At 62.6% G+C, this 13,904-nt stretch carries 9 protein-coding genes and 2 pseudogenes; 6 read left to right on the forward strand and 5 right to left on the reverse strand.

All coding sequences use genetic code 11. The features are described from left to right. Nucleotides 1-396: 396 nt before the first annotated feature. The 4 genes and pseudogenes from ABZW96_RS36545 to ABZW96_RS36560 form a co-directional block, all read right to left on the reverse strand. Nucleotides 397-575, reverse strand: a pseudogene (locus ABZW96_RS36545) (IS30 family transposase); the annotation flags it as partial. Nucleotides 576-795: 220 nt separating this feature from the next. After that, nucleotides 796-1,969, reverse strand: a pseudogene (locus tag ABZW96_RS36550) (IS110 family transposase). A 1,440-nt stretch (nt 1,970-3,409) separates the two neighbouring features. Next, complete coding sequence (locus ABZW96_RS36555; protein WP_355081338.1) at nt 3,410-3,961, reverse strand: hypothetical protein; 552 nt, start codon at nt 3,959-3,961, stop codon at nt 3,410-3,412. Between the two features lie 344 nt (nt 3,962-4,305). Further along, nucleotides 4,306-5,442: a pyridoxal-phosphate dependent enzyme gene (locus ABZW96_RS36560; RefSeq protein WP_355081339.1), complete on the reverse strand. Its 1,137-nt coding sequence runs from the start codon at nt 5,440-5,442 to the stop codon at nt 4,306-4,308. 195 nt (nt 5,443-5,637) lie between these two features. On the opposite strand from ABZW96_RS36560, the gene ABZW96_RS36565 reads away from it, so the two are divergent. Next, on the forward strand, nt 5,638-5,796 hold the full coding sequence (locus ABZW96_RS36565; RefSeq protein WP_355081341.1) for a transposase: 159 nt from the start codon (nt 5,638-5,640) through the stop codon (nt 5,794-5,796). A gap of 1,572 nt (nt 5,797-7,368) precedes the next feature. After that, complete coding sequence (locus ABZW96_RS36570) at nt 7,369-8,535, forward strand: pyridoxal-phosphate dependent enzyme (RefSeq protein ID WP_355081343.1); 1,167 nt, start codon at nt 7,369-7,371, stop codon at nt 8,533-8,535. An 842-nt stretch (nt 8,536-9,377) separates the two neighbouring features. Here ABZW96_RS36570 and ABZW96_RS36575 read toward each other — a convergent pair. Next, a complete protein-coding gene (locus tag ABZW96_RS36575) occupies nt 9,378-10,022 on the reverse strand; it encodes a tyrosine-type recombinase/integrase (protein ID WP_355081350.1) in 645 nt (214 codons plus the stop codon). On the opposite strand from ABZW96_RS36575, the gene ABZW96_RS36580 reads away from it, so the two are divergent. The 4 genes from ABZW96_RS36580 to ABZW96_RS36595 all read left to right on the forward strand — a co-directional run bounded on the left by ABZW96_RS36580 (nt 10,015) and on the right by ABZW96_RS36595 (nt 13,592). Continuing rightward, nucleotides 10,015-10,866 carry a DUF4158 domain-containing protein gene (locus ABZW96_RS36580; protein WP_355081345.1) on the forward strand — a complete coding sequence of 284 codons (852 nt, stop codon included), beginning with the start codon at nt 10,015-10,017 and terminating at the stop codon, nt 10,864-10,866. The genes ABZW96_RS36575 and ABZW96_RS36580 overlap by 8 nt on opposite strands. A 301-nt stretch (nt 10,867-11,167) precedes the next feature. Continuing rightward, nucleotides 11,168-11,413, forward strand: a complete 246-nt coding sequence (locus tag ABZW96_RS36585) for a hypothetical protein (protein WP_355081346.1) — start codon at nt 11,168-11,170, stop codon at nt 11,411-11,413. A gap of 29 nt (nt 11,414-11,442) precedes the next feature. Next, complete coding sequence (locus ABZW96_RS36590; RefSeq protein WP_355081348.1) at nt 11,443-12,375, forward strand: Tn3 family transposase; 933 nt, start codon at nt 11,443-11,445, stop codon at nt 12,373-12,375. Nucleotides 12,376-12,425: 50 nt separating this feature from the next. Beyond that, nucleotides 12,426-13,592, forward strand: coding sequence for an IS701 family transposase (locus ABZW96_RS36595; protein ID WP_355081352.1), 1,167 nt, complete (start codon nt 12,426-12,428; stop codon nt 13,590-13,592). Nucleotides 13,593-13,904 lie beyond the last annotated feature (312 nt).

Here is a 13,904-nt window from a genome sequence, read left to right on the forward strand (position 1 = left end):
CCAACCCACGCCCACCTTCGCCACGCGCATGTGAACAGGCGAGTACCAACCCCACCCCAGCAGAACCAGACCCCGCGACAAACACACAAAAATATATCTCCGGCAGCCCGGTATCGATCGCTGCACGGCTCCCCCTGCTCAAGATCCTGATGCGAGGGCACCTTCAGATCTAGCGTGACCCGAATCGGCGTGCGAATTTTCGGCTTCACCTTCACGGTACGCTTCCCTTCGGTGGTCGCGTCGCTGCAAGCGGTCGTTCTCTTGGGCCACTTACCCGGCTGAGCTGCGGCCAACCTCTCGCTCACTGTGCAGACTGTCGGCGGAACGTGAAATTGTTCACTGCGTGGCAGGCGGGTTTACCGTGAATTCGAGCGATCGTCCAACATTGAGCGAGTTTTACATCGCCACAGCGCTTTCGAATACTTCGCTCGGGGTACGCCAGCCGAGGATCTTGCTGGGTCGGGTGTTCAGTGACCCTCAAGCGCACGGAGTTCCTCGGTTGCGTAGCCGGACAGATCGGCGCCCTTCGGGAACTGCTGGCGCAGTCGTCCGTTCATGTTCTCGTTGGTTCCCCGGCATCCACAGAGACGCCGGTGGGGCCGAAGTATTTGTGGGCGACCAGCTCGGCAAGTAGGTCGTGACGAGCCATTTCCGATCTCTGGTCCAACGCCAGCGTCAAAATACCCGCTCGGGAATCGCGCTGATCGCGCAGGTAGCTGCTTCGGCGAACGCTGCGGCACTGTGGCCGTTCGGCGGATGTGTCAGACATCCCAGGAGCTTGGATGTCCAGGGGAGTCAGGCTGCGAGGTGTTGGTAGCGGTGTGACCAGGCTGCTGATTGGTTGTAAGGGTTTTGGTTTTCAGGCAGCCGTGCAGGATTCCGACGAGGCGGTTGCCGAGCTGGTGTAGGAGCGGCGTTGTGGCTGATCTCGCGGGCTCGTTGCTCGTTGTAGTAGGGCCGGGCCCCCTTGTTGTGCAGGATCGCCGCGCCGGCTTGCATGTGCAGGGCATCGACGAGCCGGTCGTTATGGATGAACCGAGCGTGGACGGTCTTGGTCTTGCCGGACTGGCGGGTGATCGGGGCGGTGCCGGCGTAGTTCTTGCGAGATTTGGCGTCGGCGTAGCGGCCCTCGGCGTCGCCGAATTCTGCGAGCACCCGGGCGCCGGTGATCACGCCCATACCGGGTTGGCTGAAGCGTCCGGGTGCCGGCCAAAACACGCATCGACCTCGCTTTCGAGGATCTTGATCTGCTCGTTGAGGGTGGCCAGGACCGAGACGGCGGCGCGGACCGACGCCGCGTAGGCGCCGGCCACAAGGTCGGCCTGACCCAGGTACTCGGCGCGCAGCGCCGCTTGGATCGACGCGGCCTTCGCGGGCACGTGGTGGCGTTGTGCCCGTTGGAGTGCGGCAGTGATCTGCCTTATCGTCAGCCCGGCCGCTGTGGCGGGGTCGGGGGCCTTGGCCAGCAGTTCGAGGGTGTCGGCACCGGCGAGCCCGAGCGGTTTGTATGCCTCGAGCGCGGCAGGGAAGTATTCGCGCAATGCTGTGCGCAGCCGCAGCATGTGACGGGTGCGTTCCCAGATCAGCGTCTGATGGGCGCGGGCGGCGACCTTCACCGCTTCGGCCTCGTCGGAGTCGGCCGCGACTTGGCGCAGCTGGTGGCGGCGGGTGCGCAGCATGTCGGCCAGGGTCCGCGCGTCGGCCTTGTCGTCCTTGGCTCCCGACAGTGACATCAGTTCCCTGTGTCCGCAGTCTGTTTCGGGTTGACCCCGTAGACCTGGTAGCCGGCCGCGACCAGCGCTCGCACCCAGGGACCGCGGTCGGTCTCGATGCATACCAGCACTTGCTCGGGATCGGAATCCTCCGGCAGGAACCTGGCGATCAGTTCATGCAAGCGGGCCATGCCCTCGATGCCCTCGGGCAGTCTGGCCGCCTTCAGCATGCGGCCTTGTTCATCCTGTATCTCCACGTCGTGGTGGTCTTCAGCCCAGTCGTCTCCGACGAATAGCCCTTACGCTCCTGAATCTGCCGTGTTCGGTTGTCAGCAGCCGACGGGAGACTCAGCGCCCTAATGGACCAGTACTCACGCCAAACCTGTTGACGGGCAGAACATCCTATAAGTTGTTCCGCTCCCGGCCACCGGCAGGGGCACGGTCTGACACCAGAACTTGACAGTTCAGGCGGCGGGAGTGCTCACCTGTCGGGGCTACCGGCACCAAGCCTGCCCTACAGGCTGACCCGATAGCTCCCATTAGGCGGACGAGGCGACTGTGCCGGTCGACCATGGTGCCGATGGCCGAGCGGCTGCTGCGCCTCACAATGCAAGCCGCGCAAGCTCCGCAGTCTGCGCCAGGGATCCGCCCGGCGTGGACAGCCATCATCGCCACTCACCGGCCAGGAACTGTTGATCGCGATGTTCGTTCCCGCGCCCTGAGTCCGTGAGGTACCACAGCAACTGGCGCATATACGAGTCCTTGTGGAGACTCGGGATCACGGCATTACCCGTCCAAATCGGCGGCGACCCACTCGTTGCCCACGTCCAGGCCCTACCCGGTGATTGACACCGTCGGCGTCTTCCCGGTTACTCACCGCGCCAACGCATTCAACTGCGGCGACGCCTGATCGGGACCTTGAACGCCAGGCTGACTGCAAAAGCTAGATCGATTCGCGCCACCCCCGGATTCCGCGCTACTGCTACTCGCATCCCGGCGCGGCCGGAATGATTAGCTGGCGGATGACTGTTGACGCCACCATCGTGCGGGCACATCGGCACGTCGCAGAGACGCCTTACGACGGCTATCTACAGGTTGAGCCTCACGCCGGGATCGATGCCAAGCGGCGCGATCACGTGCTTGGCGGTTCCGGGCGGGATGGACCACCAAGATCTATCTGGCGCGCGAGCAGGGGAGGCAAGGTGCTGTCGCTACCGTTGACCGCAGGTCACCGGGCGGACTGCCCGCAGTTCACCACGGGGCCCGCGGTGATCTCGGTGCCCGCCAAGGCACCGGTCGCCCGCGGTCCCGTCCGGACGACGCGCTCGCGGACAAGGCAAACAGCTCGCGCGCCAGCCGCTCCTTTCTGCGCCGATTAGCAATCATCGCGACGATCCCGATCAAAGCGGGTCTAATCGCCAATCGGCGTAAGAAGGGTTCTGCCAGCGGACGACTACGGACTTGCGAGATTTAGCGATACAAACAGCGTCACCCGGTCGAGTGCGGGATCGGCTAGGTGAAGGAAAACCGGGCCGTGGAGACTCGGTTCGATAAACTCGCTGTTCGCTACCAAGCCGGTCCTGCACACCGCTGCCACCAACCAATGACTACGACACGGCTGAGGGCGCAGCATATTGCGGGTGTCGCAAGTTCTCTGTATCGGCGCCGGTATGACTGGGCCAAGGCATGCTGGCAAATCAGCCGTTCGCACCGTCTCGTGAGTCCGGGCGCTGGTCCTCTTCCTCGTCGAATACCACCAGATGCGCTTCGTCGTTCCGATACGGCCGGAAATATCGCCAGTATTCCTGCCTGAACGAAGTCGCCGGGAAAGCACTCAGCGTGAGCCCACCCGACATCAGCACCTGCAGCCCGCCGTACCGATCGACGTGCACCTCCTCCACGAGTGTTTTCACATCCGAATTCAGCCGAGCGCAAATCATCTGCGCCTGCGCGTCGAAGAGATTGACGCCCTGGCGATCCCAATCGAACTCGGCGTCTCCGGCCAATGGATCGGTGGCCGGGGAGTACATGTCATGGGCACCGAGAATCGTGCCGCTCGCATCATCGAGCCGAAACGGGCACTGCAGATGCAGCGCATGCTCATAGACCTCCCGAACTTCCCCCCGCCAGGTGGTTACGCACCGGTTGTCGCCGAACCCAAGCCAGGCCAGATCACACGCTCGGCCGATCGTACGGAACGGTGACCCAACAAGGGCTCCACGCAATCTAACCTCGATCGAATCGTCCACAGCCCCTTGTCTGTTCATGTCCACAGGCACCTCGACCAACGGAACCAGAACCTCGGTGCCAACGCATCCTCAAGTACCACGGCACCTCCTGCGCCACTACTGCATTTATGTGCGAATATTTTCACACTGGCTTGCCAAACGCCACCGCTACCAGAAGGTCGTCGAGCAGGTTCACGCAAGCATCGCTTTTCTCCAATATCGTACCTGACCAGCAGCCACATAAGACCGCAGTAGGTTTCCGGCGTATTGCGGTCCCAGCCCGTCCCGCGGGGGAACCCGCCGGTCACACTTGTCAGTTTCAGTGCCCTGGACTAGGGATTTTCCTTTAGAGGGCGTCTGAGAACTCAGGTTGAAGGTGGGGGGTCCCATGCACCCGTGGTAGTGAAGCGTGCCAGGGCTGCGGCCGGTTTCGTTAAGTCCCAGCCTTTGGCGTCGATCCAATTATCGTTGTAGAAGGTATCGGTGTAAGGCTGGCCCGAATCGCCTTGCACGATAACGACAGTCCCGGTTCGTTCTTGCTCGCGCATACGGTCGATCAGATGTAGCGCTCCGAAAAGACAAGCACCGGTGGACGGCCCGGCGGCGCGGCCGGTGGTTGCCTGTAGGTGCCTCATGGCCGCGACGCTGGCTGCGTCGGCGACGGGAATGACCAAATCGATCACGTCGTAGTCGAATGCGGGTTCGATTCGGGGGCGACCGATGCCCTCGATCATCGAGGGCATTCCGGTGGCGTAGTCGGGGCAGTCGCTGGCCCAGCCGGGGAAATATGCCGAATTCTGTGGGTCCACGACCGCCAGCTGTGTGGCATACCCGTGTGCACGCAGGTAGCGGCCGATGGCGCGGGAAGTGGCTCCGGTGCCGACACCGGTCACGATCCACGCGGGGGCGGAGTGCCCGATCCGGTGGCAATCGCTCAGGATCTCCGCAGCAAGGGCCTGCTCGTCGTGGTCTACCGCGTCGCCGAGGGTGTTCAAATGGTCGATGTAGTAGCCGCCAGTCTCCTTCGCCAGCTCGGCGGCTTTGTCGTACACAGCCAGCGGGGGTTCGACCGGATGCCAGCGCCCGCCTTGTTCCAGTATCCGGTCCAGCTTCGCCGCTGCGGTGCGGCGCGGCACCACCGCAGTGAACGGTAGTTCGAGCAGCCGCGCGAAATGGGCTTCGGCCACAGCCAGATTCCCACTGGTCGCATCTACCAGCATCATCCCTTCACTGATCCGCCCGCGCCGCAGAGCGTCGGCGAGCAGACTGCGCGCGAGACCATATTTCAGGCTGCCCGTAGGCCGCTGCGACTCGTCCTTGACGAACAGTGTTACCCTTGAGTCCCCGGGAAGCGGGCACGGGTAGAGCGGTGTGGGCTCGTCGGCCGAGCGAGTGTTGGACAAGACCGCCAGCGCAGAGCGTGCCCACTGGCTCGGAGCCGGTGTCACATCGAAATCCTTCGCCTCGCCAGCCACTACCGCAGTGTAGGTGACGTTCGGCATCGTTCGTGAGCGCATCCGGATCAGCACCAGGTCGCTGGTCGGGGCGTGATGCCGGGAGGACTCCCAGTACGACTGAGGTTTCCACACAATATGTCGTCACCGAGAGTTCCTGTGCCAGTGTCGCTTACCTACTCGTGTTCGTCGCGCTCGGGCCACGGCGAGCCGCCGGAGTGCCCGTTCTAACCGTCCTCATCGTTGAGTGACCTCGAATGGGCGATCCTAGAGCCGCTGCTGCTGCGGCCGGGCAATACCACAGGTCGCGGCAGCCGTCCGGAGAAATGGCGGCACCGGCTGGTGCTGGACACGATCTTCTACTTGGTGCCCGGTGGCATCGCCTGGGCGCGGCTGCTGTGAGATCTTTGTCGGCGAGAAAACTCCACTGCAAAACCGAGTGGTGCGGCTGCGCCGCTTCGGGGCCACCGCACCCGGTCGAGGTTCACTCGCGCTGGGAGGCAGACATCGACCGGTAGGCCGCCGTGATGACGAAGATCAACGTGCCGATCATCACGACCGTAATCACGGCGTTCACGACGTCGGGCACCTTGCTTCCGATGAGGTACTGCTTAGTCAGGTTTGGCGATAATCAGTGCGATGTAGCCCCACGGCGGGGCTACCGGCCGTCGTTCGCCTGCTCTCGGCCGCATGCTCTCCTCGTGTGGTGCGCGGACACACTATCAACGCACAGTTCGTTGATCTCGGTAGCGCCGTCGGCGATGGCGCGGGAAGTTGTTCGACAACATCTGCCGGGGCCACGACCAGCCCATTGGTCGGTTGCGACGATCCTTCCACCTCTCCGGCGATGTCGTCGACGAACGATTTCCAGGGATCCTCGCCGATTCGATCCCCGGTCCGGGTTCGGGAAACCCCTACCACTCTCACGACGTGGCCCACCACCACCACCGTCGTCCGAGCAGTGCAGCAATGGCGTTCGATTTGTGCCTGTTATTGAATTGGGCCAACCGAGGCCCCGACCTGTCGGCTCACGCGACGTTCCGGCCTCGGCGACTCGGCCGGAGTTTCGGGCATGCCTTCTTCTCCATCCTCTCTATCGCATCAATCATTTTGCCAAAGTTTTTCTATGCAAATAGTCGATATCATGCATCATGAACCAGGCGTGGCCCAAAAAATCGGACTGATTCTTTCTATATCCTGTCAGAGGCCGAGCCTTCAGGAGATCGCCGCTGCGAGTAAGCGCCCATGAAGGGGGTTCGCACCAGGAGTGCCGGACGTTGAAACATGCTGTTCCAGTCAAGAATCGAGCTTCAGTGCATCACCGTCCATATTTGAGACAAGCTAATGTGTGATTTCCGAGGTGTAGTAAATCAGAATGGAGAAAATTCACCGATGGGTACTTCCGCCTCAACTCCCCGCGCTGATGAGCACGAGCGCCGTGTCAGCACAGGCTGGCTGGCATCGCCTGCATCTTGATCGGCACTGCCATAATTTGTGAAGTCGCCCTGCCTGGGCTGCGGACCCTGCGCACCCCACACCGAGTGGTATACGTCTCCTCCTCGCAGCAGCCCGCCGACAGAACTGCCGCACACGCAGCCATCCCAGTCGGCAGTCACCGGCTCCGGCTTGTGTAGCGGCGTCGGAATAGAGTTCGCATTGCCCGCTTTTCTGCAGTGCAGTCCCGCGAGTCGGCGGCGACCAACGGCCCGGAACCAGTCGGTTTGATGGATTGGATGCGACAGTGCGGATCGTTCGGCGCACTGATTGCGCCAGTGGGCGTAAGACTCGGCACTGCCAGGACTACCTACCCAACGTTGTTTCGTGCGGCGCGAGCGGTCGGAGTCGTCGCGCCTATTCCCAATGTTGACTGTCGAGGAAGCGACATCTCGCTCGGAAATCGAGTATTGTCTCATTTGAATTTATCAAAATTGCGACAGGCGCCAAGGTTCGCTCGGATTATAGTTTGGCGGGTAATTGAACAACGATGTCCTAAAAGCCGCGATGGAAACCGCTAGGCGATTGTCGCACACCGTCGATTCGGCGGCGTCAGAATTTGCGGCATGGTTGCGCGCAGTTTCCGAAAATAATCTACGTATTACCGCTAGTGCGTTCGATTCTGCAGACATAAGGGAGGCGGCGCAGGTTAAGGCCGCGATACCTGAGTTGCGGCACCCGAGTAGCCTGGAACGTTGGCGCGCATTGGCGGCAGTCGCCGAGGCGGGAGTGTCAACACCGTCTATCTTCAACTCGCCCCTTCTGGACGAAATGGGTAATGTTACTTTGCATATTTCTCTTGAAAATCTTCACCCGGGCTCACGCTCGATTAAGGAACGTGCAGCCGGAGTTGTCGTAGGTAATATGTCCGATCTTGCGCCCGGGGTCCCGATCCGAATTGCCTCGTCGGGAAATCATGCAATCGCCTATGCCGAAGCTTGTCGGCGCCGCCGTATTCCGATGACTGCTGTAGTTCCCGAGAATACTACCGCGATGAAGGTTGCTAAACTTGAGGAACGCGGAGCTATTGTTGTCCGGCATGGGGCCAACTACGACGAAGCTTATTCATATGCCAAACAAATCACACAAGATCAAGGCGGGGTCTTCATGGATCTTTCCGCACCCGACTCAGTAGCTGCCCTGGGTACAGCGGTGCATGACATGCTCAGTCTGCGACCTTCCGTTGACGTCGTTGTATTACCTGCTGGCGGCGGCACGGTGGCTTCCGCAGCGCGCGTGGCTCGTGACTTTCAAGCGATCTGGCGGCCAGGCCGCCCCTACAAAATATTGATTGCCTGCCCTGAGGGTGCGCCAACCATTTACGAATCGTTCAAAGCTGGGCAGGTTGTAACCATTACCCCGCATACAGTTGCCGACGCTACCAACGTCGCGACTGTAGATGCGCACTTACTGCCGGAGATTCGAGCATATGCCGACGACGTCGTCGTGGTGCCGGAACAACAGATAGAACAGGGGGTGACGTTGCTCAGCAACGCGATTGGCTACCCGGTTGAAGCTGCTGGAACGCTCGGGCCAATGGCGGTACTTGGATCGGGCGGTTTACTCCACGGGGCGAGCGGCGCCCTGCATGATATTCGCGGACAAGAAGTGCTTTCTATCGTAACCGGCGGCAACACCGATCTGTGAACTCTCAAGTCAGCCCCGTACTGTGCGCCATACATTGCTTCTCGATATCATTAACCAATTCCATCCTGCTCGGCCCAGTTTTTGGATAGATGTTGCCTCCTGCTGCGTCCGTCCACGAGGAGGCGTGTACTTCGATCCGGCCCACTCCTTACTGCCGAGGTCAGCTCTCGGTTACTTCGAAGCACGCGGTGGAGATATATTTTCCGAGTGGAAACCATGGTGGATGAACGAAGTCCGGGGACGCCTGCCTGCGTGAAGCATTGTTCATGGCCGCCGAGCAGGCCCGCGAAGCGACCCGTCACTGGCAGCGAAATGCCGCCGGCTCATGACAGAGTCCGGCAAGCACCACAACTCCGCCGTCTGCCGCAGCGCCCAGACCACGTGGACTCGGCGGCGGGCGAGGGCGATGAGTGCGTGTGTACGTTGGTCGGTGTGCACGTTTATGCAGGTAGTAATCACGGTTGTGTCCGGCGCACATGCTGTTTTTGTGCAAGCATCGACTCGATTCTCGCGGCAGCACAACGGCCGCGGAACAGCTTGGGGATCTGGGTGTCCAGAGCGGTGATCCGTTCTCAAGGGCGAGCACGGCAGTGGCCAGCTCGGTGATGATCCCAGCGGCGATGTCCTGGCCGGGCAGCACAACGTGCCGGGATCTGGCGGCGGTCACCGCGCGGGCAGCGAGCTGAGCAAAGTTACGAACCCGATGCCGTTGCAGCCAGCTGGCCAATCGAGCCTGTCCCAGGCGACGGATCTGCTTTAAGGTGACGTAACCGGTGGGGGAGCCGGACACCGAAACTGCGGCAAATATGTGCACTTTTCGTGTACATGCCGTCCCCATACCCTTAGTCGTATCCTTTCGCGTCTTCGCCCCGGAAAGCCAAGGGGTGCTGCACACTTCGTGCAAGCAGATGTGGTTGCCCGGTCACTGCGACCAACGCCTCCGCGCACTCGACGATCGACGCCTTCGTGTAGATCGGCGTCGCAGTGGCGCCAGGGTCACGGTGAGCCGCGTATCGGCGCGCGACTGCCTCACCGAACTGACGCTCGACGAAGGTGAGCGTTGTGTGCCGGAGCCAATGCACAGTCATACCTTTCGCCTCCGCCCAGGGAAGGTGCCGGCGGAAACGGTCGTGGAGGTTGTCGTAACGGCGATCAGTGATCGGGTTGCCGTTGCGGCTCCGCAGCACTCGATACCCGGCCGCAGCGTCGCTCCCTCCGCGGCGCTCGAAACGTTCGATGAGTCGGCGCATCAGCGTCGGACTGACCGGGTGCCACGCGTCCACGCCGCCTTTGTGGTGAAGCAAGGCCGTGCAGTCATCAGTGCTCAATTCGTCTATGCGCAGCCTCAGTACGGCATCGCGGCGGCACGCTGTCTCGATGTGCAGTCGCAAGATCAACGCATCGAGTTCGACGTCGTTGCCGTTCTGAGTCGCGATGCGCCCGAGATCAGCCACCTGCTCCGCGGTGAGTGCATGCCAGTTGAGGATCGATCCCGCAGAGTTCGCCGCGTATCCGTGGTCGGGTCGCTCGGCGAAGTATCACCGCGAGCAGATTCGTGCGCTGTACAATTTTCGTGAGTTCAGCGTCGGCGACGAGGACAAGCTCACCGGTTGGCTGGCGGCAGAGGTGTGCCCGGTTGAGCTGCGCGACGAGAAGCTGCGTGAGGCGCTGTTGGTGCACTGCCGGGCCGAGCATATCGAACCGACGACGTCGGGCCGGATCGACCGGCTGGTCCGGTCGGCGCGGGCGAGTTTCGAGAAGCAGTTCTGCGAACGGACGGTTTCACGGCTGAGTGAGCTGTCGGTCGATCGGTTGAACAACTTGGTCGCTATCGCTGCTGCACCGCTGGCGTCGGGCCGGAATCTGTTAGCGGAGTTGAAATCTGACCCGGGCAAGGTCGGTCTCGAGACGCTGTTGCGGGAAGTGGACAAGCTGGCCGCGGTGCGGGCCCTCGATCTGCCCGCGGACTTGTTCGCCGACGCCAGTGACAAGCTGGTCGATGCCTGGCGGGCGCGGGCGGCACGCATGTTTCCGTCGGATCTGCGGGATATGCCGGCCCCGACCATGCTGACGCTGCTGGCGGCGTTGTGCTGGGTGCGGTCGGGAGAGATCACCGACGCGCTGGTGGATCTGCTGCTCGAGCTGGTGCACAAGATCGGCGCGCGGGCGGATCGGCGGGTGGAGAAGGAGCTGACCGAGGATCTGCACCGGGTGCGTGGCAAGGAGAACATCTTGTTCCGGCTCGCTGAGGCGGCCGTGGACCGTCCCGATGACATCGTGCGCGAGGCCTGTACCCGGTGGTCGGGGAGAAGACGCTGCGAGAGCTGGTGAAGGCCAACGATCAGGCATTCCAGGCGCGGGTTCGCACCGTGCTGCGCAGTTCGTACTCCAACCACTATCGGCGGATGCTGCCGGCGCTGTTGGCGGCGCTGGATTTCCGGTGCAACAACACCGTCTACCGGCCGATCATGGTCGCGATGGAGCTGTTGGCGCGATTCGCGAGCATCGATGGCAAGGTCCGCTTCTACGACACCCACGCCCTGGTCCCGCTCGACGGGATGGTGCCCAGGCGTGGCGCGAGGCGGTCATCGACGAGAAGGACCGTGTCGAGCGCATCCCGTACGAGTTGTGTGTGCTGGTCGCGCTGCGGGATGCGATCCGTCGCCGCGAGATCTACGTCGACGGCGGCAACCGGTGGCGCAACCCCGAAGACGATCTGCCCGGTGATTTCGATACCGCCCGTGAGGTGCACTACGCCGCGATCCGCCAGCCGCTGGATCCGACCGAGTTCATCGCCGGGTTGAAGCGGCGCATGAGCGGGGCCCTGACTCGCCTGGATGTCGGTCTTGCCGAGCGCGGCACGGGTGGTGTCCGGTGACGCGTCGGCGTGGTGAGCAGTGGATCGGTGTGCCGAAGCTGGACAAGCAACCGGAGCCGGAGAATCTGGAGAAGATCAAGGCCGAGGTCGCAAGGCGTTGGGGCACCTTGGACCTGCCTGATGTGCTCAAGAACGCCGATTTCCTCACCGACTTTACCGCAGAGTTCACCTCCGTGGCGTCACGGGAGGTGATCGATCGAGACGCGCTGCGAAGACGGCTCCTGCTCGACTTGTTTGCCCTGGGAACGAACATGGGGATCCGGGCGATCGTGAACACCGGCGAGCATTCTGAGTCCGAGGCGGCGTTGCGGCATGTGCGTCGGCGCTCCATCACCCGCGACAACCTGCGGCGCGCGACCAGGAGGCTGGTGAACGCCACCTTCGCCGCCCGGGATCGGAACTGGTGGGGCGCCGGCACCGCCTGTGCCAGTGATTCGAAGAAGTTCGGGTCCTGGGAATCGAACCTGATGACCCAATACCACCAGCGATACGGCGGGTACGGGGTGATGATCTACTGGCACGTCGAACGCCGCAACGTGTGCATCTACTTTCAACTCAAATCGTGCTTGAGCTCGGAGGTGGCGGCAATGATCGAAGGGTTGCTGCGTCACTGCACCGACACCGAGATCGAAGCCAACTATGTCGACACGCACGGCGCGTCGGTCGTCAGATTCGCCTTCACCGAACTGTTGGGGTTCAAGCTTCTGCCCTGGTTGAAGAACATCGGTTCGATCCGCCTGTACCAGCCTGACGACACAGCGGTGTACGGGGAGCTGGGTCCGGTGCTGACCCGCCCGATGCGGTGGGAGTTGATCGCTCAGCAGTACGACCAGATGGTCAAATACGCGACCGCGCTGCGCCTGGGCACCGCCGAAAGCGAGTCGATCCTGCGACGGTTCACCCGCGGCGGCCCGAAGCACCCCACCTATCAGGCCCTAGAGGAGTTAGCACGACAGTTGTAGTTCGTTACCTGTAGATTGTTGGCGTGCTGGAAGATGTTGTGCCGCAGGATATTACGGTGTGGCGGGCGGGTCTGAATGACGTGTTCGCCCGCGTTGCGGGGGCGTTCGGGCGGGCGGAGCCGCGAGGGTGGGCGAGGGCGTATGTGACAGGGTTGCTGGCGCCGGTGGAGCGGAAGAACTCCTGGCAGCTGGCCGAGGCGGCGGGAGCGGTAAGTCCGGATGGGTGTCAGCATCTGCTGAACCGGACGCGGTGGAGTGCCGATGAAGTGCGCGATCAGATCCGCTCGTACGTAGTCGAGGTGCTGGCTTCCCCCGATGGAGTGCTGGTGGTCGATGAGACGGGGTTTGTGAAGAAGGGAGTGCGCTTGGCCGGGGTCCAGCGGCAGTACTCGGGCACCGCGGGCCGGATCGAGAACTGCCCGCTGGGTGTTTTCCTTGCCTATGCTGGTCGCCATGGCCGGGCGTTGATCGACCGTGAGCTGTATCTGCCGGAGTCATGGATTGCGGATCGCGACCGCTGCGCGGGTGCCGGTGTGCCCGAAGACCGCTGGACCCGAGGAGTTTTGACCAAGCCACGGTTGGCTGAAGCGATGATCGGCCGGGCGCTGGCCGCGGGTGTGACCGCCGGGTGGGTGACCGCCGATTCGGCCTATGGACGTGACGGCAGATTCAGGGCGTTCTTGGAGTCGCATCGGATGCCGTATGTGGTGGAGGTGCCGGTCAGGCACACCATCACCGACGTCGATGGCCGCCGCAGAGTCGATACCCTGATCAGCCGCGCCCCAGCCGAAGCATGGCACCAGGTCTCGGCCGGTCCGGGAGTCAGGGGTGAACGCGAATACGACTTCGCCTGGGCCACCCTGCCGGCCTTCGATGACATCCCGGCCGGTTTCGTGCGCACCCTGCTGGCCCGGCGATCTCTCGACGATCCCGCGGATATCGCCTACTACGTGTGCTTCCACCCCGACACCATCGACCGCGGCCAGATCGTGGCCGTCGCCGGCGCGAGGTGGGCGATCGAGGAATGCTTCCAAGCCGCCAAAGGCCAATGCGGCCTCGACCACTACCAGGTCCGCAAATACGACGCCTGGTACCGGCACATCACCCTTGCCATGCTCGCGCACGCCTTCCTCGCCGTCACCGCCGCCACCGACCCAAAAGCCCACGCGGGCTGGGCCGAATCACAGTCGCCGAAATCCGCCGTCTCCTGGCGATAGTGCTCCACCCCGCCCGCACCCTCACCCACGCCCTCGCCGCATCCCGCTGGCGCCGACACCACCAAAACCGTGCCCAACAAACCCGCTACCAACGAAATCGACTACAAAGTAACGAACTCCAACTGTCGTGTTAGTGCTGCGTTCCTCAAAGGTGGTAGATAAAACGGCGGCGTAGGGTCCTTGGTTTCGGGGCTGGTCGGCCCCAGACCCATGGTCGTGCGCGGGCGTTGAGGGCGGCGGTGGCTTGGCGGGTGGCCTGGTCGATCTCGGTGTGGTCGGCGAAGGTCTGACCTGCGAGGGCTTCGCGGCGGA

Source organism: Nocardia sp. NPDC004168 (genome assembly GCF_040610355.1).
In the GTDB taxonomy this organism is placed as follows: domain Bacteria; phylum Actinomycetota; class Actinomycetes; order Mycobacteriales; family Mycobacteriaceae; genus Nocardia; species Nocardia sichangensis.

Bases quoted from the DNA above. Each gene is read 5' to 3' on its own strand.
- ABZW96_RS36560 (WP_355081339.1), bottom strand. From the start codon at position 5,442: ATGCCGAACGTCACCTACACTGCGGTAGTGGCTGGCGAGGCGAAGGAT.